Origin of the sequence: Lysobacter sp. ISL-50, from assembly GCF_018612875.1 — a bacterium.
In the GTDB taxonomy this organism is placed as follows: domain Bacteria; phylum Pseudomonadota; class Gammaproteobacteria; order Xanthomonadales; family Xanthomonadaceae; genus Lysobacter.
In genome coordinates this window covers 30,541-56,754 of the sequence record NZ_JAGGRI010000022.1, presented here as the reverse complement: position 1 = coordinate 56,754, position 26,214 = coordinate 30,541, and the positions used below count along the sequence as shown (strand labels likewise).

Below are 26,214 nucleotides of genomic sequence, written 5' to 3'. Positions count from 1 at the left end.
CAAGGTGCCGGCGTTCAGATCCGCCTGGGTCACGGTGTAGTTCGCCGTGCAGGTCAACGTCTGGTTCGGATTCAAGCCGCCGGCCGGCAGCGCCGGACAGGTCACCGTGGTCTTATCGTCGGTCACGCTGATCGGCGCGGTGATCGTGACGTTGCCGGTGTTCGTCACCACGTAGGTGTACGGGATCACCTGGCCGACCGTCGCATAGGTCGTCGCGGTCGAGGCTTTGTCGATCGTCATCGCACGCGCGGCCGCGATCGTCACCGTATTGGTGTCGGTCGCGTTCGGCAACGTGCCGCTGGTCGGCGTACCGGTCGCGGTCGCGGTATTGACGACCGAACCGGCATTCACCTCGGCCTGCGTGACCGTATAGACGTTCCCGGTCGCGGTGCAGCTGGCGGTGGCGGACGGCGCCACCGTGGCGATGGTGCACGCCAGCGAAGGCAGCTTCGGATCGGTCACGGTGATGCTGTTGATCGTGACGTTGCCGGTGTTGGTGACGCTGAAGGTATAGGTCACCGTGTCGCCGGCGCGGGTCGGCGTGGACGTGGTGGCCTTGTCCAGCGTCCAGCTCGGGTTGGACACCGGCGTCGGCGTCGCCGTCGCGGTGTTGTTGCCGGCGACCGGATCGTTGGTGGTCGCGCTCACCGTGGCGCTGTTGAGATAAGGCCCGGTTTCAAGGACATGAGCGACCAACGTCAGGGTCGCGCTGGCGTTATGCGCAAGCGCGCCGATCGTCCACACGCCGCTGCCACTGTTGTAGGTGCCCACGCTCGGGGTGGCGGAAACGAAGGTATAGCCGGCCGGCAACACGTCATTGACGACCACGCCGGCCGCATCGGATGGGCCGATGTTGTTGTTGACGGTCACCGTGAAGGTGACGTTGGTTCCTATCGCGGGATTGGTCGGCAGCACCGTCTTGGTGATGGCCAGATCCGCGACCGGGGTAACCGTGTCGACATCGGTAACCGTGCCCGTCGGCGTCGGATCGGTGGTGTTGGCCGGCAAGGTCGCGGTGACCGCGTTGGTCACGCTGCCGCTGGTCGCGGTGACATTGGCGTTGACGGTGAACGTCAGCTCCCCGCCCGAGGGCAGGTTCGCGATGGTCACGCCGCTTTCGAAGTTGGCCACGGTCACGGCCGGGCAGACCGCGGTGCCCGCGCTGACCAGGCAGCTCACGGCGGTCTTGGTCAGGCCCACCGCGACCGGGTCGGCGATGATCGTGCCGTTGGCCGCGCTCGGGCCGTTGTTGCGCAACACGATCGTATAAATGGTCGAACCGCCGGCGGTGACGCTGGTCACGCCATCGGTCTTGGTCAGTACCAGATCGGCCACCGCCGCCAACGTATTCGAATCCGTAGCCGAACAAGCCCCGGTCCCGGCATTGAACGTACCGCCGTTGGCCGTACACGCCGTATCGACGTTGGTCACGTTGGCCGGCGGCGTGATGGTCGCGGTGTTGTTCAGTGGATTGGCGAACTGCGCCATCGCCGGCAGGCCGGCCAGGGTCAGCACGGCTGCAAGCAGCACACGCACTCCGGTTCGAGCAATGCGCGATCCAGCACGGACGTCGCGGTGGACGGACGATTGGCTGGCCGGAGTACGAGTAGTGGCGATTTTCATGCGTTAGCCCAAACAGGAGTTCGGTAAGCGCCGGGACGACATCGTCCATCGCCCTGCGGCGATGTCCGGACGCCGCCGACCGGCTGGTCGACGTGCTTGCTGCGGGTTTGTTCGTATTGCGGGTCGTGCAGGTACGACGAATGCCTGATGCGTGGGCGAACGCTGAGCGCTCAAGCCCGGGACGGCTCTACATCCACATAAAACGTGTTGTTGATACAGCGCACGCTTGCGCTTGAACTACTGCGGGGTCTTGCGCGTGGAGTTCGCTCGGCACATTCGCCACGCCAACCCAAGCACCGAGGCCTGGCTGTTCAATTCGCTTTGGACAGGAGCCGCCTGACGCCGGCCGCACTTGCGCGGCCGCTCGACAAACAGCAGGAAGCCGCCACATGGCGGCCGGACCAGCGACATCCCCTTGGATACCGATACTCAGCCCCTGACACGTCATAACGTGCCTCCCCCTTATTTCCACCCCACCAACACCTTCCCTACGAGGGAAAGTGCCGACAGATGCACCAGAAGTACCGTGGAACCCCTAACGCCAAATACGTGTTGAGCACTGCCACACAGGACAGGATGGCAAATAGTGTGCCATCCATCACATTACTATTTCAATGGCCATCACAATAAAAACGAGCGACCCATCGCACAAAAGCGCCCTTCCTGGTCAGAAGAGTGACCTCCCCCGTCAGCTTTGGACCCTGCCGGCGGGCGAATTACGAAGTGCCTGGGTTACGTCTTAAAGCCCCAATCTCGGCAAACTGAATGTGCCCTTTCAGACAGAAATTAACGTTATGCATGCAGAAGCCGCGTGAAATATCGACGCGACATACATCCAAAACAGCCTTAAAAAGAGCGCAAATTGTCTGCTAAATCGCAGATTCTGGAATTCAGCTGATTCAGCCCGACGCGCGGATCAGTCACGCTTGCCATACGCGTGGGCGGCGCCGTGAGTGGCGTGCTCGCGCAGGGCTGAGATGCAAAGCGACACAAGCCCTATAATTCATGTCCCAACGATTCGGCCGTCCCATGCCTCCCAGCGCTACGACCCTGTCAGTCCTCGACCTGGCGAACATCCAGTCCCTGGCCCGCGACGACATGGCGGCCGTAGACGCCCTGATCCGGCGCCGGCTGGCGTCGGACGTGGTGCTGATCAACCAGGTCGCCGAGTACATCGTCGGCGCCGGCGGCAAGCGCCTGCGGCCGATGCTGTTGCTGCTGGCGGCCGGGGCCCTGAGCCACCGCGGCCCGGACGCCCACCAGCTCGCGGCCGTGGTCGAGTTCATCCACACCGCGACCTTGCTGCACGACGACGTGGTCGACGAATCCGACCTGCGCCGCGGCCGCCGCACCGCCAACGCGGTGTGGGGCAACGCCGCCAGCGTGCTGGTCGGCGACTTCCTGTACTCGCGCAGCTTCCAGCTGATGGTCGAACTCGACCGGCTGGAGGTCATGAAGATCCTCGCCGACACCACCAACCAGATCGCCGAGGGCGAAGTGCTGCAGCTGCTGCACGTGCGCAATCCGGATACGGACGAAGCGGCCTATCTGCGGGTGATCGAGCGCAAGACCGCGGTGCTGTTCGCCGCCGCCACGCGCCTGGGCGCGGTGCTGGCCGGCGCCGACGCTCGGGTCCAGCAGCGCCTGCACGATTACGGGCTGGCCTTGGGCTATGCCTTCCAGATCGCCGACGACGTGCTCGATTACGCCTCCGACGCGCAGACCCTGGGCAAGAACCTCGGCGACGACCTGGCCGAGGGCAAGGCCACGCTGCCGCTGATCCACGCCATCGCCCACAGCGACGACGACTCCGTGCGCGCGCGCCTGCGCGCGGCGGTCGAGCACGGCGACACCGAGGCCATGCCCGAGGTGCTGGCGGCGATCCGCGCCACCGGCGGCCTGGACTACAGCCGCCGGCGCGCCGAAGACTATGCGCAGGCCGCCGAGGCGGCGCTGGAAGGGCTGGACGACAGCGACTACACGGCGGCGCTGCGCGGATTGGCGCGGTATGCGGTTAGTCGGGATCACTGATCGTTGGGGTTGCGGGCGCGCCCGGTTGTGGGGCGCGCTGTTCCGGGTGCATCGATCGGTAGAGGGATAACGGCAGCCTTGGGCTGCCGTTGTTCGTTTGGGGTGGGCTGGTAGGCGTTGAGTTGGCGCTGTGGTGACGTAAGACTGCGTTCAACGAAGCACGCCAGGCCTCAAGCCGCACTCAAGCTGTCATTCCCGCGAACGCGGGCTCCGCTTTACTTCGGCGGAGCCGAACATTCAGGCACTTCAACGCGATGTTCCAAGAACGTCATTCCCGCGAACGCGGGAATCCAGGGCCTTTCGTGCGAGAACGTTTGAAGTCGCTGGATGTTCGGCTCCGCCGAAGTAAAGCGGAGCCCGCTTTCGCGGGAATGACGGCCTGGAAAGATGGCGCTTAAGTCTCTGGATTCCCGCCTTCGCGGGAATGACGGTCTGGAGAGATGACGCTGAAGTCTTTGGATTCCCGCGTTCGCGGGAATGACGGCTTGGAAGGATGGCGCTTAAGTCTCTGGATGTTCGGCTCCGCCGAAGTAAAGCGGAGCCCGCCTTCGCGGGAATGACGGACTTGAAGGATGACTCTGAAGACTCTGGATTCCCGCCTTCGCGGGAATGACGGACTGGAGAGATGACGCTGAAGTCTTTGGATTCCCCCTTCGCGGGTCAGCGCACCCCAAACCGCTCCGCAAAGAACGCCCGCATCGCCGCGAACGAGCGCTTGGACGCGCGTTCGTCGTAGCGGCAATTGTCTTCCGGCGCGTTGTTGGCGTTCTCGATTTCGGCGAAGCAATGACGCGCGCCGCTGTAGTTCACGAGTTGCCAATCGGCGCCGGCTTCGTCCATTTCTTTTTCGAATGCGACGATGTCCTCGTTCGGCACCGACTTGTCGGCCGCGCCGTTGAGCACCAGCACCGGGGTGTTGACCTTGACGCCGTTGCCCGGCAGATGCGCCTTGAGGCCGCCGTGGAAGCTCACGATGCCGGCCAGGTTCGCGCCGGTGCGCGCCAGTTCCAGCACGGTCGAGCCGCCGAAGCAGAAGCCCAGCGCGCCGATCCGGCTCGCGTCCAGCGGCGCGGTCTTGTCCTGCGCCTTCAATACCGCCACCGCTTCGTTGATGCGCTTGCGCAGCGTCGTGGCGTCGCCGTAGGCCTTGCCGACCGCGGCCTTGGCCTCGTCCTTGTTCTTCGGCCGCACGTTCTTGCCGTAGACATCGGCGACCAGCACGACGTAGTCGTCGCCGGCGATGTCCTTCGCGTGCTGGATCGCGTTGTCGGTGATGCCCATCCAGTTGGGCACCATCACCAGGCCGGGACGCTTGATCGCGTTGACGTTGTCGTAGACCAGCACGCCGCTGAAGTTGTCTTCGCCGATCTTCCATTCCACCGGTTTAGCCTGCATCGCCGCGAACGACGGCGAAGCGCACAGCACTAGCGACAAGGCGGTGGCGAGACGGCGCATGGCGGACTCCGGATTGGGGAAAGGCCCAAGCCTAGCGCGTCTGTGCGGCGCTCGCATGTGAAGGCGCGGCTCGGATCGTGAAGGCGCAAGTTCTGGATAGGGCGAGGAGCGAGTTCAGAGGAGTGAGGAGTGAGTAAACGCAAAAGCTGGGTCTGGACACCGTGCTTTTACTCACTCCTCACTCCTCTGAACTCTTTCCTCAACCGCCCCCCATTCCCAGACCAGCGATCGCGCTGATCGAATCGGGATCGAACCCGGCCAGTTCGGCGAAATGGCGGCCGCGCGCGACGTAATCGCGATAGGGGCCGAAGCTCGGCGCGCCCGGCGACATCAACACCACGCCGCCCTCGCCGCCCAGCGCTGCGCGCGCCTGCTCCATCGCGTCGGCGAGATCTTTCGCCGCGCTCAGATGGAATCCGGCCTGCGCCGCGACCGGCGCCAGCAGCTCGTGGATGCGCGGACCGTTCTCGCCCATCGTCACGATCGCCAGCGGCGCCTGCCGCCGCATCGCCTCGGCGAAGCCGCGCCATTCCACGCCGCGGTCGTGGCCGCCGACCAGCAGCGCGATGCGCCGGCCGGCGTAGCATTCCAGCGCCGCCAAGGTCGCATGCGGCGTGGTGCTGATCGAATCGTTGACATAGGCGATGCCGTCGCGCGCGCCGATCGGCTGCAGGCGGTTGGGCAAGGGCTTGAAGCTCGCCGCGTGCGGCGCCAGCGGCGCGGCGTCGATGCCGAGCGCTTCGATCGCGGTCAGCACCGCGCACAGATTGCCGCGGTTGTGGCGGCCGGGCAGCGGCAACGCGGCGGTGTCCATGATTTCGCGATCGCCGCGCCACAGCGCGTCGCCGCGCAGATGCCAGCCGGCCTCATCGCCGAACCAATGAATCCGGCTGTCGGGCAATTGCAGCGCGGACAGCACCGGATCGTTCGCGTTCAACACCGCGATGCGCGGCTTGCCCTGGGTCAGCAGGCGCAGCTTGTCTTCGATGTAGCGCGCTTGCGAGCCGTGCCAGTCCAGGTGTTCGGGATAGATGTTCAGCGCGATCGCGACGTCCGGCCGAGCGCCGCCCATGCCGACATCTCCGGTTTGATAGCTCGACAATTCGATCGCCCAGAATTCCGGCGGCGGCGACGGCTCCAGCACTTCCAGCAGGGGCACGCCGATATTGCCGACCAGCGCGGTGCGATGGCCGCCTGCACGCAGCAGATGCGCCAGCAGCGAGGTTGTGGTGCTCTTGCCCTTGGTGCCGGTCACGCAGATCGTGCGGCCGCCGATGTCCTCGCCGAACCACAGCGCGGTGCCGCCGATGAAGCGCGTGCCCTGTTCGGCCGCGGCCAGGGCCTCGGCGCGATACGGGCTGATGCCGGGCGACTTGATCACCCAGTCGAACGCGCTCAGGCGTTCGGCGCTGGCCGCGGTTTCGATATTCAGGCGCGGATCGTGCAGGCCGCGGGCTTCAGCGGCTTCTTCCGGCGAGCAGAACAGGGTCAGCGCGAGTTCGGGCAGGCGCGAGCGGATCGCCCGATAGGCCGCGCGTCCCTCGCGGCCCCAGCCCCACAGCGCGACGCGCTGGCCTTCAAGCTGCGAAATACGCACGCAAGCGTTCCCACAACGGCGGCGGCAGGCGCTGTTCTTCGTCCAGCGTCAGCAGCGGTTCGATGCGCAGATCGTCGTCGCCGAGTTGCGGACGGATCTCGCGCGCGAAGCGTTCGACCAGGGCGTCCTCGCGCCATTCCGGACGTTCGGCCAACGCCGCCAGCGCCGCGCGCGATTCGCGGCCCTCGCCGACGCATTCGAACGGCTTGTGGTTGCGGTATTCCAGCAGCGCGTCGAAGCCGTCGGTCTGGGCCGGATCGTCGAGCAGATTGCGGCCGAAGATGCCGACCAGGCGCGGCTTGGTCATGAACGGCGCCAGCGCCAGGAACACGAAGTGGCACTTGGGACACACCCCGCACCAGCGACTCACCGGCCGCTCGCCGAGAATATGGAAATTGCGATTGCAGCTGCTGAAATGCGCGTCGTAGCGATCGGTGCGGGCGAACTGCCGCGCCACCGCCAGTTCGCTGAGCGGACGCAGCAGCGAGTAGTAATGCAGATCGGCGGCGACATGGCGCTGGACGTAATCGCCGAATGCCTGTTCGCAGGCCCAGCCCTTGGACCACTGGTGGTTCACCTCGCCCGTGCCCTCGATCAGGCTGCCGTAGCTGGCCGAGCGCTCGTTGGAAAACACCACCTGATCCACGCCGTGCAGCAGCGCGGCCAGGACCATGATCGCCGAGTTCACCACCGTGACCGGGATGTGGCCGTTGTAGGCGCCCTGGCGATTGAGTTCGAACAACTGCGGCGCCAGCGCGCGGCCGAGATTGAGCGTGGGCAGGCCGGTGCGCTGGGCGCAGGCTTTGATGAGCTGCGAGCCGCCGATCCAGGTGACGGTCTGCCCGATCTCCATCGCGCGCAGGGCTTCGATGCTGACCAGCGAATCCTTGCCGCCGCCGATGGCGACCAGGGCGTGTTGGCGCAGGCCCAATGCTGGGGCGCAGCCCTCACCCCGGCCCTCTCCCGCGCCCCGAAGGAAGTCACCTTGGGTGGCAAGCGGGAGAGGGAGCAGTGGCGGTGCTTCTGAAGAACTCCCTCTCCCGCTTGCGGGAGAGGGCTGGGGTGAGGGCACGCCCTCGCCCACGGGAAAACGAATCTTCCCGTGCAGATCCAGGCCATTGCGATAAGCGAATTCGCCCAGCCCGTTGACGTAGATCAGCTCCAGCAGCGCCGCGGTGTCGGCATCGATCGCATACGAATCGATGCGGATCTCTTCCGGCACCGCCGCCTTGTAATAGCTCACGCCGGCGATCAGATGCAGCAAGCGCAGCGCCCGCTCGACCGCATGCGCGCGCGCGCCGGCCAGCGCGAACGGCGCGCCGGGAATGGTGATGGTCTCGGTCAGCTCCGGGCCGTCGTCGAAGGCATAGACCAGTTCGGCGACGCCGGTCGCGGCGTCGAGGCCGCAGCGGACGAAACGGAAGGCGCGCACCGCGTCGCGCTGGAATTGAGCACTCACAAGCGTTTTCCCGAAATCGAAGCGATGCGCGCGCGGGCCGTGGACGGAGTCGGTTTCATTCGATCACCTCCTCCACCGGCAGCGCGCGCAGGTTGTAGGTATTGGCCATCGCCATGCCGTAGGCGCCGGCGTCGGCGACCAGGACGACGTCGCCTTCCTCGGTGGCGACCGGCATCGGACGGGCGCGGCCGAGCACGTCGCTGCTCTCGCACACCGGGCCGACCACGTCGAACGCGGCGACCTGGGTGTCGTCGAGGCGGCTGAGGTTGTGGATGCCGTGATAGGCCTCGTACATGGCCGGACGCATCAGCGCGTTCATGCCGGCGTCGCAGCCGATCCGGCGCACGCCGTCTTTTTCGATCACCTGGGTCACGCTGATCAGCAGCACGCCGCTTTCGGCGGCCAGATAGCGGCCCGGCTCGATGATCAGGCCGTAGCGCGGATACGCGGCCTTGATTTCTTCCAGCCCGGCGCGCCATTGCGCCAGATCGAAACTCGGCGCTTCGGGCGTGTACGCCACCGGCAGGCCGCCGCCGATGTCGATGGTCTCGATCGTACCGACGCTGTCGGCCAGACCGGCGAGGCTGGCGTAGACGCCGCGCCAGTGCTGCGGATCGTCGATGCCGCTGCCCAGATGCGCGTGCAGGCCGCTGATGCGGATGTTGAGCTTGCGCGCTTCTTCGATGAAGGCGTCGAAACGCGCCAGCGGCAGGCCGAACTTGGCCGCGACGCCGCCGGTGCGGACTTTCTCGTGATGGCCTTCGCCATGGCCCAGGTCCAGTCGCAGCCACAAGGTGCGGCCGCAGAACACCTCCGGCCAGCGCTTGAGCGCTTCGACGTTGTCGAGCGTGACGATCACGCCGCGCTTGAGCGCGGCTTCGTACTCGTGCCGCGGCGCGAAGCTCGGCGTGAACAGCACGCGCTCGGGCGCCATGTGCGGGATCGCGGAGAACACCCGCTCGATTTCCGCCAGCGACACGCATTCCAGGCCGAAGCCTTCGCCGACGATCGTCTTGAGCACGGCCGGATGCGAGTTGGCCTTCATCGCGTAGAAGCAGCGATCCACCGCCTGGGTGCCGATCAGCGAGCGCGCGCGTTCGCGCACGGTGGCCAGATCGTAGACGTAACGCGGCGTGCCGGCCGCGGCCATCGCCAGCAGGCGCGCGCGCTTGCCGCGCCACCATGGCGCCGGGCGCGGCGGCTTGCCGTTGCCTTCGTCCTGGATGCTGCGCCAGCTGGGGCCGAACACGCTCTCGTCGCGCACCGGCATGGCGCCGCCGCGGATCAGTTCGTGATGCAGATGCGGCAGCAGGCCGTCGGCGTCGGCTTCGTCGATGACGAAGGTGAGGTTGAGGTCGTTGGACGACTGCGAGATCAGATGCACGCGCTCGCGGCCGAACGCGGCCCAGATGTCGGACAGCCGGTGCAGCAGCGAACGCATGCCGCGGCCGACCAGGGTGATCGCCGCGCACGGCGCGATCACCTTGACCCGGCACACTTCGGCCAGATCCGCCGACAGCGCTTCGAGCACGTTGCTGTTGACCAGGTTCTCGCTCGGGTCCAGCGACACGGTGACGTTGGTTTCCGACGAACCGATCAAGTCGATCGACAGCCCGTGGCGCTTGAAGCGTTCGAACACGTCGGCCAGGAAGCCGACCTGCTGCCACATGCCGATGCTTTCCATCGCCACCAGCACGATGCCGTTGCGGCGGCTGATCGCCTTGACGCCGGGCACGGTGACCGCGCTGGCGTCGATGCGCGTGCCGGGCAGGTCCGGGCGCTCGGTGTCGAGGATCGCCATCGGCACGCCGGCGTCGCGGCACGGCGCGATCGAGCGCGGATGCAGCACCTTGGCGCCGGTGGTGGCGATTTCCTGCGCTTCGGCGTAGTCCAGCCGGGCCAGCAGGCGCGCGTCGGGCACTTCGCGCGGATTGGCGCTGAACATGCCCGGCACGTCGGTCCAGATTTCCACGCGCTGCGCCTTGAGCAGCGCGCCGAAGTACGCCGCCGAGGTATCGGAACCGCCGCGGCCGAGGATCGCCGTGCCGCCGTCGCCGTGGCGGGCGATGAAGCCCTGGGTGATCAGCATCGCGGTCGGCTGCGCGTCGAAGCGCTCGGCGAAGCCGGGCTCGGCCTGATGGCGACAGTTCACCGACAGGCGCTGGGCCCAGTCGCTGGCGTTGGGCAGCGAGACCGCGTCGAGCCAGTCGCGCGCGTCGCACCAACCGAAGTCGTGGCCCTGCGAGCGCAGGTAGGCCGCGCCCAGGGTCGAGGACAGCAATTCGCCCTGGCCCAGCACGTCGGCCTGCCAATCCAGCGCGCGGTTCGCCGCGCGCGGATCGGTTTCCAACGCAACCAGTTTCGCCAGGCGCTCGCCGAGCACCGTGTCCGGGTCCAGGCTCAGTTCGGCGCAGAACGAGCGGTGGCGCTCGACCAGGCCGGCGAAGCGCGCGGCGATGCCGTCATCGACCCCGGCCGGGGCGTTGGCGATCGCCTGCAATTCATTGGTGACGCCCGACAACGCGGAGACCACGACCAGCACGCGCCGGCCGTCTTGTTTCAGACGTTTCCCAGCCAGGCGTCCGATCGTGTCCCAACGGTTACGGCGAGATACCGAGGTACCACCGAACTTGAGCACCACCCAGCCAGTCTGTTGCGTCTGCACGTCTTCCTCGGTTGTCGTTTCACTTCGATTAGGGCCCGGCACGCGGCCGGGGCAGGTCGATCCGCCCGCGACGGCGTCGATGCGGACGTCGCGGGATTCCACACTTGCGGGTCGTGCGCGCCTAGAATCGCGGCCTTGTGAGCAGCGCCCGGCGGAACTTCGCGCGGACGCCGCACCTTCGACAGCCGCGCGCTCATCCGGGAGCCGGGCACGAAGCGACGATTCTAGTCGAACTGGCCGGCTCCCGAACGTACCCTGGCTGTAGCTTGCGACGCATTCTTTTCTATCGTTATTCCCTGGCACCGCCCTTGTCCCGCCACCGCATGGGCCCATCGGACCTCTTCCCGAAATGACGCAACGCCGCTATCTGCAACTGGATGTGTTCGCCGACCGCCCCGGCGCCGGCAATCCGCTCGCCGTGGTCCTGGATGCGCAAGGACTCGACGACGCCGCCATGCAGGCCATCGCCCGCTGGACCCGACTGCCGGAAACCACCTTCGTGTTCCCGCCGTCCCAGCCCGGCGCCAGCTACCGCATCCGCATGTTCAGCCCGCGCCGCGAAGTCCCCTTCGCCGGCCATCCCAGCGTCGGCACCGCCTGCGTGGTGCTGGAAGCCGGCCTGGCCGCGCCGGTGGACGGCCGTCTGGTCCAGGAAGGCGTGGCCGGTCTGTTGCCGCTGGCGGTCGATGGCGAGGGCGAGGCGCGCACGATCGCCGTGCGCACGCCGCGCGCGCGCGTGGTCGAGACCGCCAGCGCGGGCGACCCGCGCTTGGCCGCGACCCTGCGCGGCCTGCCCCTGGGCGCGCTGCCGCCGGCGCTGATGGACGGCGGCCGCCGCTGGTGGCTGGCCGAGCTGCGCGACGAAGCCGCCCTGCGCGCGGCGAGCCCGGACTGGGCCGCCATCGGCGCCCTGGCCGAGAGCACCGAGAGCATGGGCCTGTGCGCGTTCGCGCGTGCCGACGCCGGCCGCGACTACGATCTGGTCGTGCGCGCCTTCGTCGGGGCGCCGGCGCAGTTCGAGGACGCCGCCTCCGGCGCGGCCAACGCCACCTTGGCGGCATGGCTCAACCACAACGGCGCCCTGCCCGGCCGCGACGGCCATTACACGGTCAGCCAGGGCCGCGAAGTCGGTTTCGACGCGCGCCTGGAACTGCGCGTGGACGCCGACGGCGAAGTCTGGTCGGGCGGACGGGTGAGCAACGTGGTGCGCGGGACGATCGACTGGCGCTGAGTACTACCCTTCTCCCGCTTGCGGGAGAAGGTGGTCCGAAGGACCGGAAGAGGGCGCGCCCTCACCCCAACCCCTCTCCCGTCAACGGGAGAGGGGCTCAGGCGACGGCGCCGCGCGCCTCATCGCGCGCCACCGCGCGCCGCCCCAGCACCACCACCGCGAACGCCGGCAGATACATCATCAGCCCGTACATCGCCGCCGGCACCGCGATCTGCGGCGATTGCAGCAAGGTCAGCGCGATCACGATCGCCAGCGTGCTGTTCTGCACGCCGACCTCCATGCCGACGGTGATCGCATCGCGCAGCGCCAGGCCGCTGATCCGCGCCAGCAAAAACCCGCCGCCGATCGCCGCCGCGCACATCCCCAGCGCCGCCGGCCCCAGTTCGGGAAAACTGCGCCACAGCAGGTCGCGCTGGGTCACGATGATCGCCACGATCAGCAACAACAACAGCCCCAGCGCGAACCGGCTCACCCACGGTTCGACCCGCAGCGCGAAACCCGACGCGACCCGGCGCACGCCCATGCCGAGCAACACCGGCACCAGCACCAGCGCGGCCAGATGCATCACGGTCTGCGCGACCGGCAGGCGGATCTGGCGGGCTTCGCCGCCGAACCACTGCAGCGCCAGATTCACCAGCAAGGGCACGCTGACGAACGTCACCAGCGCGCTGATCACGGTCAGGGTCACCGCCAGGGCGACGTTGCCGCGGGCCAGATAGGTCAGCGCGTTCGAACTGCTGCCGCTGGGACAGGCCGCGACCAGCACGAAGCCAACCGCGAATTCGAGCGAATCGGGAAACATCCAGGCCACCGCGAAGCCCAGCGCCGGCAGTAGCAGGTAGTGGCCGATCAGGCCGACCACGACCGGCTTGGGATGGCGGCCGACGCGGCGGAAGTCTTCGCCGCTGAGAGTCAGGCCGATGCCGCACATGATGATGGCGATCGCGATCGGCAGGCCGATCTTGAGCAACAGGCTGTCCTGCACGGCGTTTCTCCTGAATGGCGCGCGCAGCCCGGATCGACGCCGCGACACAGCGATGATGCGCCGCGTATACACGCCGCCGTCAAGTCGCTCCCCGCACCGAGGTCTTTTGTGGGAATGGATTCAGCCCCGATGCCCTTCACTCAGGAGGTCTTTTGTGGGAGGGCTTCAGCCCCGATGCAGAGGTCTTTTGTGGGAGGGGCTTCAGCCCCGATGCACTTCGCTCAGTTCGCGCCGCCGCCTCATTGCTCGTACCCGGGACTCTCCCGCGCCAAGCGCCGCAGCAACGAAGGCCACGCCAGCGCCCCGCCCAGCCCGCGCGTCACCTGCGCCGCCTGCGCCTGGATACCGGCGAGGATCGGCGCCGGAATCGGCAGCAGCTCGCGCGCGCCGGCCAGCGCGCGCACCTGGATCGCGCAGGCGGCCTCGAAGATGTACATCGCCAGGAACGCATCCGCGACGCTCGCGCCCACGGTCAGCAGGCCGTGATTGCGCAGCATCAGGAAAGTATTGCGGCCCAGGTCGGCGACCAGCCGCGGCTTCTCAGCGTCGTTGAGGGCCACGCCCTCGTAGTCGTGATAGCCCAGCGCCGCCAGCACGAACAAGGACTGCTGCGAAATCGCCAGCACGCCGTCCTTCTGCGCCGACACCGCCACGCCGTTGAGCGAATGGGTGTGCATCACGCACAAGGCGTCTTCGCGCGCGGCGTGCACCGCGCTGTGGATCACGAATCCGGCCGGATTGACCGGATACTCCGAGGCGCCGACCGGCTGCCCGTCCAGGCCGACCTTGACCAGCGAGGACGCGGTGATCTCCGCGAAGCCCATGCCGTAGGGGTTGATCAGGAAATGGTGCTCAGGGCCGGGGACGCGGGCGGTGAGATGGGTGAAGATCAGATCGTCCCAGCCGTGCAGGGCGATCAGCCGGTAGGCGGCGGCCAGATCGACCCGCAGCGCCCATTCCTCGGCGGAGCCGTCGTGGCCGGCAATCGGGCGTGCGCTCATCGTGGCTTACCTTCGGGTTGGCTGAGCGCAAAATACCCCGGAGCCGGCGGCGGCGACCGTCGCCTGGCCGACACTTGCCGCACCCCGCAGCCACCGGAGCCCGCATGCACGATCGCTCGCCGCTCACCGCCGATCCCTGGCTGCGCGACCTGTCGCCGGCCGTGGTCGCGCACCTGGAGGCGATGTCGGTGCACCGGCGCCTGCGCGACGGCGAGCTGCTGTACGCGCGCGGCGACGCCGCCGACGGCCTGTACGGCGTGGTCCGCGGCCGCATCCGCATGAGCGTGCCGACGCCGAACGGGCGCGAGATGCTGTTCGTGCTGTTCGAACCCGGCAGCTGGTTCGGCGAGGTATCGATGTTCGACGGCGAGCCGCGTCCGCAGGATGCACGGGCGGTCGGCGACACCGAGATCCTGCTATTGCCGCGCACGCGGTTCCTGGCCCTGCTGAACGAACACCCGGAGTTGTATCGCGGCTTCACCCGCCTGCTGTGCCGCAAGCTGCGCACGGTGCTGGAGTTCGTCGAAGACGCCCTGACCCTGCCGCTGGCCGCGCGCCTGGGCAAGCGCGTGCTGGAACTGGCGCGCGTGTACGGCGTGGACGAAGCCGAAGGCCGGCTGATCGACCTGGCGCTGCCGCAGGACGATCTGGCCAGCATGCTCGGCGCGACCCGACAGAGCGTGAGCAAGGAACTGCGCTCGTGGGAGCAACAGGGCTGGATCGCGCTGCGCTATCGGCATGTGGTGTTGCGCGATGCGGCTGCGCTGGAGCGGATGGTGGCGCGGTTGTCGGGGTTGCCGGAGGGGCGCTAGGTCTACTGCGGGTTTTTGATCGGACAGATCGGCCAGTTCTGGGACAAGAGCATCGGGGCTGAAGCCCCTCCCACAAAAGACCTCGGCGCATTATCGAAGTCTGTTGTAGGAGGGGCTTCAGCCCCGATGCACTTCGATCAGGTCGCAGCAAAAACCACCACTGTCATTCCCGCATTCGCGGGAATGACGAGCCAAACAATGACTGCGAAATCATGCATGCGACGGCCCACTTCGGGCCGCCGCACCTCTACATCACCCCATCAGAACCGGGCATCGAAGGTCAAAAACACCTGCCGCGGCGCATTGGCATGGAAGGCATAGGTCTTGCCCTGCGGATCGGAGGCGCTGAACGCGGTCAGGTTGCTCGCCGTGCGCTTGTCGCCCAGGTTGGTACCGTTGAGCGCGATCGACCACTGCCGGAACGGCCCCATCGCGTCGAAGGTATAGCGCACCGCCGCGTCGAAGGTGGTCGAGCCGCCGAAGCCGTTATCGTTGGTGTAGGTGTAATAGCGCTTGCCGGTGTATTTGCCGCTCAGCGTCGCCAGCCACGGGCCGTTGCGATAGCTGATCTCGCTGGACAGCATCTTGTCCGGCACATCGACCACGCGCTTGTCGCGGGTCTGCACGACCTTGCCGCTGTCGATGTAGTTGTCCTGATAAGTAGACTTGTTCCACGACAGCGCGTTGTACCACTCGAAGTGTTCGCTCGGCTTCCAGATGAAGACCAGCTCGCTGCCGTAGCTGTCCACGGAACCGACGTTGAAGAACTTCGTGATGCACTCCGGACGGGTGCCGGCTTCGATGCTGGAGCACGGGTTCAACGACAGCAGGCGGTTGTCGAACTTGACCTTGTACACGCTCAACGAGGCCTGATAGGTCTCGCCGACGCGGCGGTAACCGGCTTCCAGCGTCTGCGATTCTTCCGGCTTGAGGTCGGCCTTTTGCGCATCGAACGCGGCCTGGCCGATCGCCAGCGGGCCGCCGGCGCCGCCGCCGACGAAGGCGGCGACGTTTTCCGTGTAGGCCGCGAACAATTCCTGGCCTTCGCCGAGCTTGTAGCCCACGCCGATCTGCGGCAGGAAGCTGTCCTTGGTTTCCAGGCGCCCGGTCGCGTTGGGCACTTCCATCGCGCGCGGATCGACCTGGCGCGCGCGCATGTCCACCTGGGTGCTCTTGGCGCCCACGTCCACGGTCATGCGGCCGTCGAGCAGGCTGATGGTGTCCTGCAGATAGGCCTGGCGGGTGTTGATGCGGTACTTCTGGAAGAACAGCCGGCGGTCGGGATCGTTGAGGAAGCGATCGTCGTTGACCGGGCCTTGAATGAAATAGAAATTGCGCTGCACGTCGTGGTGATTGCTCTCGTACCAGAAGCCGCCTTCGATGCGGTGGTTGCCGATCTCCCAGGCCAGCGAGCTCATCACGCCGTAGCGGTTGATGCCGTAGTTGGTGCTGCGGATCGAGATCGGGATCGCCTTGGGCGTATTCGGGTACGAGTAATTGCCCGGCGACCACCAATGGCCCTGGCCGCGGTCGTCGTGGTAATAGGCCTGCGACTTCAGCAGCAGGCCTTCGCCGAGATTGAACTCGCCGGCCAGCGCGGCCAGATGGTCGGTGCGGATGGCGCGGCTGGCGTAGTAGGCGTCGTCGATCGTCGCCGCCGGGCTGGTGAACGAACAACGCGGGTCGCCGGCGCGATGCTGGTTGGCCGGCCACGGCTTGGGCGCGCAGTACGCCGCGGCGATGGCGCGCTGCCAGTCGGGCTTGTACAGATTCCAGTCCCAATCCGCGCCGCGCGCGAGCAAGGCCTTCGACAGATAGGCGTAGTTGGCCTGACTGGTCTCGGCGCTGGCGACATAGGCGCTGATGCGGTTGCCGTCGCCGAAGTTGTACACCGCCTTTAGGTTGACCTGGTTCTGGTCCTGGTTGTCGCCGGGACGCGACCACATGTCGGCGCTGAGCAGCGAGCCGGACAGATACATCGAGAAGCCGCCGTGCTCGCCGGTGTCCAGGCGCGCATAGGTGCGGCGGGTGTTGTCGCTGCCGAAGGTCTGCGCGACGCGCAGGCCGAATTCGGCCTGCGGATCGGAAGAGTAATACTGCAAGGTGCCGCCGAGGTTGCTGGTCGAGGCGGTGCCGAGCGAGCCGATGCCGGCGGCGAGTTCGGCGCTGGCCAGGTTTTCGCCGATCAGCGCGCGGCTGATGCCCAGGCCGTTGTAGTTGCCGTAGCTGTTGTCGCCCAGCGGGATGCCGTCGAGGGTGTAGCCGAGCAGGCGCTGGTTGAAGCCGCGCAGGCTGATGGTCTGCGATTCCTCGTTGGCGCCGTAGGCGTCGTTGGACTGCACCGAGATGCCGGGCAGCTTGTTGAGGATCTTCTGCGCGCTGGTGCCGGGCGTGGTCTTCTCGATGTCGGCGAGCTTGACGCGCTGCACCTGACGGGTTTCGCCCATGCCGATTACCGACACCGCGTCGAGCGTGGTGGTCTCGCCGCTCATGCCGGCGGAGGCGTCGGCGGACGCGTCGGACGCGGCGCTGGCGGGCGCATCGGCGGCGGCGGTGGCGGCGTAAACCGGCACGGTCGCCAGCGCGGTCGAAATCGCCAGCGCGAGCGCGGCCGTGGTGTGGGGGTACTTCATGACTCTCTCCGGGGGCAGGACGGACACATCCGGACAAGCATGAATGGCGCAGATGACGTGCAGATGGCGGCGCGCGCCGCCGCGGTGAGCTGCGGAACGACGACGCGACGATTCGCCGAGCCGGCACGGCATCGTTCGCGCCGCGGTGGCAGCCTTCGACTAAAGCACTACCCCGCCCGCGGCGCGCGCGACCTGCCACTGAACGGCGCTCAGCGGCGTATTTCCAACCCCACGCACACTCCGCATCAGATCCCTAACCCTAAGGTGCTATTGGCCCACCCCGCCCCCCAGCCCACCATCGGCGCCGGGTGCAGGGACGTGCCGCGCCCGCCGTTGCCGCGCCGCGAACGATCGCACCGCGACAACGACGCACAACCCGCCATACCGCCGTTGCAGGAGCCGCCGTGAGCGCGATCACCACCGCCGACATTCCCTTCAGCGCTGCGGCCATGAGCCCGGGACAACGGCTCAAGTCGATCTTCTCCGGATCGATCGGCAATCTGGTCGAGTACTACGACTGGTACGTCTACAGCGCGTTCTCGCTGTACTTCGCCCACGTGTTCTTCCCCAAGGGCGACAAGATTTCGCAGGCGCTCAACGCCGCGGCGATCTTCGCCGTCGGCTTCCTGATGCGCCCGCTCGGCGGCTGGGTGTTCGGTCGCTACGCCGACCGCCGCGGCCGCAAGGCCGCGCTGATGCTGTCGGTGCTGATGATGTGCGCCGGCTCGCTCATCATCACCTTCACCCCCGGCTACGAAACCATCGGCGTGTTCGCGCCGATCCTGCTGGTGGCCGCAAGGCTGATGCAGGGCCTGAGCGTCGGCGGCGAATACGGCAGCTCGGCGACCTATCTGAGCGAGATGTCCTCGCGCGAAAACCGCGGCTTCTGGTCCAGCTTCCTCTACGTCACCCTGATCATGGGCCAGCTGCTCGCGCTGATGGTGCTGATCGTGCTGCAGCAGTTCGTCCTGAACGAAGAACAATTGCGCGACTGGGGCTGGCGGATTCCGTTCGCGATCGGCGCGATGGCCGCGGTCATCGCCCTGTACCTTCGCCGCAACATGCAGGAAACCGAATCGTTCACCAAGCTGCAGGCCAGCGACACGCCCAAGCGCAAGGAAGGTTCGCTGCGCACGCTGGCCCAGCATCCGCGCGCGGTGCTGACCGTGGTCGGCCTGACCATGGGCGGCACGCTGGCGTTCTACACCTACACCAACTACATGCTGAAGTTCCTCACCATCAGCACCGGCTTCGACAAGGAAACCGCGTCGCTGATCAACGCCGCCAGCCTGTTCGTGTACATGCTGATGCAGCCGCTGGTCGGCGCGCTGTCGGACCGGATCGGCCGGCGCCCGCTGCTGATCGCCTTCGGCGTGCTCGGCACCGTGCTGACCGTGCCGGTGATGCACTGGATCCGCGACGCGCAATCGCCGATGCAGGCGTTCTGGCTGATCATGATCCTGCTCAGCGCGGTCAGCGGCTACACCGCCATCAACGCGGTGGTGAAGGCGGAATTGTTCCCGGTCGAAGTCCGCGCGCTCGGTGTTGGCCTGCCCTACGCGCTCACCGTCGCCCTGTTCGGCGGCACCGCCGAGCCGATCGCGCTGTGGTTCAAGCAGATCGGCATGGAAACCGGCTTCTTCTGGTACGTCAGCGCCTGCATCGCCTGCTCGCTGCTGGTCTACGCGTTCATGCCCGACACCCGCAAGCATTCGCAGATCGATCACGACTGATCGCCCTTCCCTTTTCCCTTCGTCGCGCTACAGGAACGAAACCATGAAATCGCCAGCCTCGCGTTTCTATCTATGGGTGGTGGCCGCCATCATCCTCGGCGGTGTGGTCGGGCATTTCTTCCCCGATTTCGGCGTCAAGCTCAAGCCGCTGGGCGACGGTTTCATCTCGCTGATCAAGATGTTGATCGGCCCGATCATCTTCCTGACCGTGGTGCTCGGCATCGCCGGCGTCGCCGACGTCAAGAAGGTCGGGCGCGTCGGCGCCAAGGCGATCTTGTATTTCGAGGTGGTGTCGACCTTCGCCCTGGTGATCGGCCTGGTGGTCGTCAACACGCTGAAGCCGGGCGCGGGCTTCAACGCCAACGTGGCCGATCTGGACCCGAAGAAGGTCGCCGAGGCCATCGGCTACGCGCACAAGGCTGAAGAACAAAGCACGGTCGATTTCCTCCTGCACATCATCCCCAAGACCTTCACCGACGCCTTCACCGGCGAGGGCAGCCTGTTGCAGGTGCTGCTGCTGGCGGTGCTGTTCGGCTTCGCCCTGCTGCACATGGGCAAGGCCGGCGAAAAGGTCATGGATCTGTTCGAGACGCTGTCGAAAGCGTTCTTCGGCATCATGAGCATGGTCATGAAGCTGGCCCCGATCGGCGCCGGCGCGGCGATGGCCTTCACCATCGGCAAGTTCGGCATCGAATCGCTCGGCCCGCTGCTCAAGCTGATGGGCAGCTTCTATCTCACCTGCGCCCTGTTCGTGCTGATCGTGCTCGGCGCCATCGCCCGCCTCACCGGCTTCAGCATCCTGCGCTTCATCCGCTATATCCGCGACGAACTGCTGCTGGTGCTGGGCACTTCGTCGTCGGAATCGGCGCTGGTACCGCTGATGCGCAAGCTCGAACGCCTGGGCTGTTCCAAGCCGGTGGTCGGCCTGGTGGTTCCCAGCGGTTATTCGTTCAACCTCGACGGCACCAACATCTATCTGACGATGGCGGCGATCTTCGTGGCGCAAGCGCTCAACGTCGAACTCACCCTGACCCAGGAAATCACCCTGCTGGCGGTGGCGATGCTGACCTCCAAGGGCGCGTCGGGCGTGACCGGCGCGGGCTTCATCACCCTGGCCGCGACCCTGACCGTGGTGCCGGCGGTGCCGGTCGCGGGACTGGCGCTGATCCTGGGCATCGACCGTTTCATGAGCGAAGCGCGCGCGCTGACCAACCTGATCGGCAACGGCGTGGCCACGGTGGTGGTGGCGCGTTGGGAGAACGAGCTCGACCGCGACAAGCTCAATCATGAGCTGCTCAATCCGCCGAGCGCGCTCGACCTCGACGCCGACCTGCCGAGCGATCACCACGGTCCGCTGAGCGACAAGGCCGCCTGAGTTCCATCGGCCCGCGCGCCGCGCGCGCGGGCCGCCGCAACCCCATCCTTTCCCCGGCCGGCCGCACAGCGCGCCCGGCGCGATTTCCTGCTGCCAGGACGGCGGTAACAACGACCCTGGAGCACGACCGACCATGCGCATCGATCGCCTCGCCCTCGCCCTGTCCCTGACCGCGTTGCCCTGCGCCGCGCAGGCCGGCAACTTCGACGATTGGCCGACCAAGTACACCTTCGGCGACGGCACGGAGATTTCCGCGACCGGCAACTTCGCCTACGACGTGGTGGACTTTTCCGGCGACGGCTACGGCACCGCCGCGACCGACCTGTCCGACGACGGCCACTACCGTCGCCGCGAATTCGGCATGAACCTGAAAAAGAAAGACGTCTACGATTTCACCGCGGTGTTCGATTTCGAATCCAAGCTCTGGCTCGACGTCGCCCTGCGCCTGGACACCAAGGCCTGGTTCGGCGCCGACTACGGCAAGCTGCGCGTGGGTTACTTCAAGACGCCGGTAAGCATGGAGAGCGTCGCCGCCTCGCGCACCGTCAGCATGCTGGAACAGTCGGCCGCCTCGCAGGCGATCTACGAAGGCCGCCGCACCGGCGTGGAGTGGTCGATGGAACGTCCGCGCTACGCGGTCAGCGCGGCGTACTTCTTCGGCCACGATCTGCAGGGCGACAACCCGGGCACCACCGCCGCCGGGCGCGCGGTGTGGACGCCGGTCAAGGACAAGGATCACGTCGTGCACCTGGGCCTGACCGGTTCGGTCGAGAACCCGCACGGTTTCACCGATGGCCGCGGCGCCTATTTCGGCCCCGCCGCGCGTTTCCGCGCGCGGCCGATGAACGGCCTCACGCCGGTGCGGCTGGTCGATTCGGGCAGCCTGCGCAATACCGACAAGATCGTGCGCAACGGCCTGGAAGCCTTGTGGATCGACGGCCCGTGGTCGGTGCAGGCCGAGTATCTGCGCGCGACCGCCGAACGCGACAACGGCGCGCGCGACTTCACCGCCAGCGGCTACTACGTCACCGGCAGCTGGGTGCTGACCGGCGAAACCCGGCCCTACACCGGCAACAACGTCGGCAACATCAAGCCCGCGCACGGCTACGGCGCGGTGGAGTTGCTGACGCGCTTCGGCGAACTGGATCTGGACGACGGCGGCATCGCCGGCGGCAAGCAGCGCGACTGGACCGTGGGCGTGAACTGGTACCTGACCACGCACTTCAAGTTCCAGGCCAACTACGTGCGGGTGAAGGCCGACAAGGGCCTGTTGTCGGCCGATCCGGACGTGATGGAAGTTCGGGCGCAGGTGCAGTTCTGAGGGGACGGGAATCGGGAATTGGGAGTCGGGAATCGTAAAAGCGGGAATTGGGAATTGGGAATTGGGAATTGGGAATCGTAAAAGCCAGAGCTACAGACCTCTGGCTTGAACCTCTTACCCCATCCGCAAATAGCCGCGCACCGGCCTTTGCGATCCCCGATTCCCGATTTCCAGTTGTACGATGCAAGCCAAGCCCGCGCAGCGGATATCACGATGCCCCGCCAGCACTCATCGCGCTTAACCTTTTCCCCGCGCATTCCACAGCCCGCGTCGATCTCGCTTTTACGATTCCCGATTCCCAATTCCCGATTCCCGGCGGCAACACCTTGATCCCCCGCCGCCACCAGCTCCAGACCGCCCTGTGGATCGTGCTGCCGCTGGCCGGCGCGTTGCTGACCATGCTGATCGTCGGCCGCATCGCCTATTCGCAGGCCTTGCAGCGTCAGGCCGGCGAGGCCAGCGTGCTGTTGGCGCAGCGCGCGCAGGTGATCGAGCAGCACATCGATCGCTACCGGATCATGCCGGCGGTGTTGTCGCTGGACCCGCAGTTGCGCGCGACCCTGGCCAATCCCGCCGACCGCGTCCAGCGCCAGCGCGCCAACGAGCGACTGGTCCAGCTCAATTTCGCCAACCGCACCAGCACGCTGACCTTGATCGACGGCAACGGCATCGGCCTGGCCGCGAGCAACTGGGACCTGCCCAACAGCAATGTCGGCCATTCCTACGCGTTCCGCCCGTATTTCCAGAAAGCCATGGCCGAAGGCTCGGGCGAGTTCTATGCGATCGGTGTGACCACGCACGTGCCCGGCCACTTCATCGCCCGCGCCATCCACGACGAACGCGGCGGCGCGGTCGGCGCGGTCGCGGTCAAGGTCGAGCTGGAAGACATCCGCTCGGACTGGAGCGAACGCGGCGATCTGGTCCTGCTCAGCGACGCCAACGGCGTGGTGTTCCTGACCGCGCAGCCGCAATGGCGCTACCGCATGCTGCGCACACCGACGCCGGCGCAAAACGGCGAGTTGCAGCGCACCCGCCAGTATCAAGGGCAGAAACTGCGGCCGGCCTCGTTCCGGCTGGAACGCGAAGTCGGCGACGGTGCGCGCGTGGTGCGCCTGCGCGAGCCGGGCATGCGCGAGCCGATGCTGTGGCAATCGCTGCACCTGCCGCGCGAAGACTGGACCCTGCACCTGCTGCGCGACACCACGCCGAGCATCCGCACCGCCTGGATCGCGCGCGCGGTGGCCGCCGGCGCGTGGCTGCTGCTGGTCTCGGTCGCGCTGCTGCTGATGCAGCGCAACCGCATCGCCAGCCTGCGCCTGCGCAGCCGGCAGGAGCTGGAGCGAATGGTCGAGCACCACGCCGAAGCGTTGCGCAACGCCCAGGACGGCGTGGTCCACGCGGCGCGGCAAGCGAGCCTGGGCGAAGGCCAGAGCCTGGAACATTTGCCGCAGGGCGTCAGCGTGGTCGATGCGCAACTGCGGCTGGTGGCGTGGAATCAGCGCTATGCCGAGCTGTTCCGGTATCCGCCCGAGCTGTTGCAGGTCGGCCGGCCGATCGAAGACCTGATCCGCTACAACGCGCGCCGCGGCCTGCTCGGCGCCGATCCGGAAGACGCGATCCGGCGCCGCCTGGATCATCTGCAGCGCGGCCAGCCTTATCTGCACGAGCGCGAACGCCCCGACGGCACGGTGATCGAGATCCGCGGCAATCCGATGCCCGACGGCGGCTTCGTCACCAGTTACGCCGACATCACCGCCTACAAGCAGGCTGCGCGCGATCTGCGCACGCTGGCCGACAGCCTGGAACGCGGCATCGAGCAGCGCACCAGCGATCTGCAAAGCGCCAAGGGCGAGGCCGAGCGCGCCAATCGTTCCAAGACCCGCTTCGTCGCCGCCGCCGTGCACGATCTGCTGCAGCCCTTGAACGCCGCGCGCATGTACCTGTCATCGCTGCGGCGGCGCGTGAGCGATGCGGAAGGCCGCGAGCTGAGCGATCACATCGAGGCCGCGCTGGCCGCGCAGGACGACATCCTGTCCAGCCTGCTGGACATCTCGCGCCTGGAATCGGGAGCGCTGGAAGTGCGCCGCGCCGCGCTGCCGTTGTCGCGCCTGTTCGCCAGCATCGACAGCCAGTTCCGCATTCTGGCCGAATCGCGCGGCCTGCGCCTGCACTGCATCGCCTCCAGCGCGGTGATCGACAGCGACGAGGTGCTGCTGCGCCGGATCGTGCAGAACTTCGTCTCCAACGCGATGCAATTCACTCCCCGCGACGGCCGCATCGTGATCGGCGCGCGGCGTTTGCCGGGCCGCGTGCGCATCGAGGTGTGGGACACCGGCCCGGGCATCGCGGCGAACAAGCGCGAACTGATCTTCGAGGAATTCCAGCGCCTGGACACCGGCGTCGAAGCGCCGCAGCGCGGCGCCGGGCTCGGTCTGGCGATCGTGCGCCGGGTGGCGCTGTTGCTCGGCCATCGCGTGCACCTGCGCTCCTGGCCCGGGCACGGCAGCGTGTTTTCGCTCGAAGTGCCCTACGCGCAGGCCGCCCCGTCCGCGCCGGAAACCGCGCCGCCGCTCGCCGCGGCCGACCGCCTTACCGCGCAGGACCAGGATTCGCCGCTGCAAGGCCGCCGGGTGTGGGTGATCGACGACGACCTGCATTCGCGCCAGGCCGCGCAGCGCTTGCTTGGCGATTGGGGCTGCGCGGTCGAAACCGCCGGCACCGCCGCCGAGGCGCTGACCAAGGCCTCGTCGGCGACGATGCCGGACCTGCTGCTGCTCGACTACCGGCTCGGCGAAAGCACCGGTTTCGAACTGGGTACCCAGTTGGAAGCCAAGTGGAAACGCATGCCGCCGGTGGTGCTGATGTCGGCCGATGCCGACCCGTCGCTGCGCACGCGCGCGGCCGAACGCGACTGGAGTTTCCTGCCCAAGCCGCTGCGACCGGCGGCGCTGCGCGCGCTGGCGACGCGGTTGCTCGGCATGGGCCTGTAAGCGCGCCGTCGGTAAACCCGCAGTTTGCCGGGACGGTCGGTATCGGCGTCGCACGCCCACGGCCGCCGCGCCGGACCCGATTCGGTAGCACACTGGGCTTCGCCCTCCCCTGCACGCGTCATGCCCGACCTGCCCTTGCTCGACCTCGCCGCCTTGCGCGCGCTGGCGCGCGACTCGGCCGCGATTACCGGCGCCTGCGCCTGCGTCGCGCCGGCGCCGATCGCCTGGACCAGCATGCCGATGGATCTGCCGCAGTCGCGGCTGGAGCGGATCGCCACCTTGATCGCGGCGCCGGACTACGAGCTCAGCGTCGAGGAATACCATCCGCGCGGCACGCACTACTGGTCCGCCGACGCGCCGATCGCGATCGACCGCTATCCGTGCAATCACTGCGATGTCTGGCGATGCCGCCAGTGCGGGCGCGCTTTTCTGCACTACACCGAGGGCGGCGGTTATTTCGTGGACCGGCGCATTCGCCTGCTCGATCCGGCGCTGATCGTGGATACCCCGATCGCGCGGGATTGAGCGCGCGGCTCAGGACAGGCGCAGCGCGTCGTCGTGCAGGCCGGCGCCGTCTTCGTCCAGCGCCAGCCCCTTCACCAGCACCGCGGCTTGCGTGCGCGAGTGGCAGCCGAGTTTGCGCAGGATCGCGGTGACGTGGATCTTCACGGTGTTCTCGGCCAGCGACAGCTCGTAGGCGATCTGCTTGTTGAGCAGGCCGTCGGCCAGCCGCAGCAGCACGCGCATCTGTTGCGGCGTCAGCTGGGACAGGCGATCGGCGAGTTGCGCGTCGCCTTCGTCGCGATCGGCCTTTTGCGAGGGAAACCAGACTTCGCCCGCGAGCACGGCGTTGACCGCTTCGCCGAGCACCGAGGACGGCGCCGACTTGGGCACGAAGCCGGAGGCGCCGAACTGCTGCGCGCGGCGGATCGTGCGCGGATGTTCGTTGGAGGAAATGATCACCACCGGCAGCTCGGGGCGTTCGCCGCGCGCGTAGACCAGCGAAGAGAAGCCCATCGCTCCGGGCATCATCAGGTCGAGCATGGCCAGGTCGAATTCGCCGCCGCTGGCGATGGCCGCTTCCAATGCGCTCTGGCTGGCGACCTCGACGATCTGCGCGCCGGGCGCGATCTCGCCCAGCGCATAGCGCAGCGCCGCCCGGAACATCGGGTGGTCGTCGGCGATCAACAGGCGCAGGGTTGCGCTCATCGGACTGGATACCCCTCGGGCTGAGAGCGGGACCGATCCTACACGCTCCGCCACGGGCCGGGGGCCGCGCCGGCTTTTGCCGGCTTTTGTGGGA

General features: G+C 67.2%; 17 protein-coding genes. 8 read left to right on the top strand and 9 right to left on the bottom strand.

Annotation, left to right across the window (positions count from 1 at the left end):
• Window positions 1–1,530: DUF11 domain-containing protein (locus J7J50_RS14275; RefSeq protein WP_215097503.1), on the bottom strand; the 1,530-nt coding region annotated here is incomplete at its 3' end.
• A 1,122-nt stretch (window positions 1,531–2,652) separates the two neighbouring features.
• On the opposite strand from J7J50_RS14275, the gene J7J50_RS14270 reads away from it, so the two are divergent.
• The gene (locus J7J50_RS14270; protein WP_215057495.1) at window positions 2,653–3,654 is read left to right on the top strand and encodes a polyprenyl synthetase family protein; all 1,002 of its coding nucleotides are present in this window, start codon (window positions 2,653–2,655) and stop codon (window positions 3,652–3,654) included.
• Window positions 3,655–4,314: 660 nt separating this feature from the next.
• Here the strand turns inward: J7J50_RS14270 and J7J50_RS14265 are convergent.
• From J7J50_RS14265 to J7J50_RS14250, 4 genes are all read right to left on the bottom strand, one after another.
• Complete coding sequence (locus tag J7J50_RS14265) at window positions 4,315–5,109, bottom strand: dienelactone hydrolase family protein (RefSeq protein WP_215057496.1); 795 nt, start codon at window positions 5,107–5,109, stop codon at window positions 4,315–4,317.
• A 199-nt stretch (window positions 5,110–5,308) separates the two neighbouring features.
• The gene (gene murD / locus J7J50_RS14260; RefSeq protein ID WP_215057497.1) at window positions 5,309–6,706 is read right to left on the bottom strand and encodes a UDP-N-acetylmuramoyl-L-alanine--D-glutamate ligase; all 1,398 of its coding nucleotides are present in this window, start codon (window positions 6,704–6,706) and stop codon (window positions 5,309–5,311) included.
• Window positions 6,687–8,165 carry an endonuclease domain-containing protein gene (locus J7J50_RS14255; RefSeq protein ID WP_343222512.1) on the bottom strand — a complete coding sequence of 493 codons (1,479 nt, stop codon included), beginning with the start codon at window positions 8,163–8,165 and terminating at the stop codon, window positions 6,687–6,689. Before J7J50_RS14255 ends, murD begins: the two co-directional genes overlap by 20 nt.
• Before the next feature lie 55 nt (window positions 8,166–8,220).
• The gene (locus J7J50_RS14250; protein WP_343222511.1) at window positions 8,221–10,830 is read right to left on the bottom strand and encodes a bifunctional aspartate kinase/diaminopimelate decarboxylase; all 2,610 of its coding nucleotides are present in this window, start codon (window positions 10,828–10,830) and stop codon (window positions 8,221–8,223) included.
• A gap of 349 nt (window positions 10,831–11,179) precedes the next feature.
• Here J7J50_RS14250 and J7J50_RS14245 point away from each other — a divergent pair, with 349 nt between their 5' ends.
• Entirely contained in the window at window positions 11,180–12,061 is an 882-nt protein-coding gene (locus J7J50_RS14245; protein ID WP_215057499.1) for a PhzF family phenazine biosynthesis protein, read from the top strand.
• Between the two features lie 97 nt (window positions 12,062–12,158).
• Here the strand turns inward: J7J50_RS14245 and J7J50_RS14240 are convergent, their stop codons facing one another.
• Together J7J50_RS14240 and J7J50_RS14235 are read right to left on the bottom strand one after the other, a co-directional pair.
• Complete coding sequence (locus J7J50_RS14240; protein WP_215057500.1) at window positions 12,159–13,046, bottom strand: bile acid:sodium symporter family protein; 888 nt, start codon at window positions 13,044–13,046, stop codon at window positions 12,159–12,161.
• A 239-nt stretch (window positions 13,047–13,285) separates the two neighbouring features.
• Window positions 13,286–14,047 (bottom strand): class II aldolase/adducin family protein, encoded by a 762-nt coding sequence (locus J7J50_RS14235; RefSeq protein ID WP_215057501.1) that lies wholly within the window; start codon window positions 14,045–14,047, stop codon window positions 13,286–13,288.
• Between the two features lie 104 nt (window positions 14,048–14,151).
• Between J7J50_RS14235 and J7J50_RS14230 the strand changes: the two genes are divergently transcribed.
• Window positions 14,152–14,859: a Crp/Fnr family transcriptional regulator gene (locus J7J50_RS14230; protein WP_215057502.1), complete on the top strand. Its 708-nt coding sequence runs from the start codon at window positions 14,152–14,154 to the stop codon at window positions 14,857–14,859.
• 260 nt (window positions 14,860–15,119) lie between these two features.
• Here the strand turns inward: J7J50_RS14230 and J7J50_RS14225 are convergent, their stop codons facing one another.
• A complete protein-coding gene (locus J7J50_RS14225) occupies window positions 15,120–17,492 on the bottom strand; it encodes a TonB-dependent receptor (RefSeq protein WP_215057503.1) in 2,373 nt (790 codons plus the stop codon).
• A gap of 404 nt (window positions 17,493–17,896) precedes the next feature.
• Here J7J50_RS14225 and J7J50_RS14220 point away from each other — a divergent pair, with 404 nt between their 5' ends.
• The 5 genes from J7J50_RS14220 (at window position 17,897) to J7J50_RS14200 (ending at window position 25,436) form a co-directional block, all read left to right on the top strand.
• Entirely contained in the window at window positions 17,897–19,225 is a 1,329-nt protein-coding gene (locus J7J50_RS14220) for an MFS transporter (RefSeq protein ID WP_343222510.1), read from the top strand.
• Window positions 19,226–19,268: 43 nt separating this feature from the next.
• On the top strand, window positions 19,269–20,600 hold the full coding sequence (locus J7J50_RS14215; RefSeq protein WP_215057504.1) for a dicarboxylate/amino acid:cation symporter: 1,332 nt from the start codon (window positions 19,269–19,271) through the stop codon (window positions 20,598–20,600).
• A 133-nt stretch (window positions 20,601–20,733) separates the two neighbouring features.
• The gene (locus J7J50_RS14210) at window positions 20,734–21,921 is read left to right on the top strand and encodes a porin (protein WP_215057505.1); all 1,188 of its coding nucleotides are present in this window, start codon (window positions 20,734–20,736) and stop codon (window positions 21,919–21,921) included.
• 326 nt (window positions 21,922–22,247) lie between these two features.
• A complete protein-coding gene (locus tag J7J50_RS14205) occupies window positions 22,248–24,911 on the top strand; it encodes a PAS-domain containing protein (RefSeq protein ID WP_251044669.1) in 2,664 nt (887 codons plus the stop codon).
• A gap of 120 nt (window positions 24,912–25,031) precedes the next feature.
• Window positions 25,032–25,436: a hypothetical protein gene (locus tag J7J50_RS14200; RefSeq protein ID WP_215057506.1), complete on the top strand. Its 405-nt coding sequence runs from the start codon at window positions 25,032–25,034 to the stop codon at window positions 25,434–25,436.
• A gap of 9 nt (window positions 25,437–25,445) precedes the next feature.
• On the opposite strand, the gene J7J50_RS14195 is transcribed toward J7J50_RS14200, so the two are convergent.
• Window positions 25,446–26,120: a response regulator transcription factor gene (locus J7J50_RS14195; protein ID WP_215057507.1), complete on the bottom strand. Its 675-nt coding sequence runs from the start codon at window positions 26,118–26,120 to the stop codon at window positions 25,446–25,448.
• Window positions 26,121–26,214 lie beyond the last annotated feature (94 nt).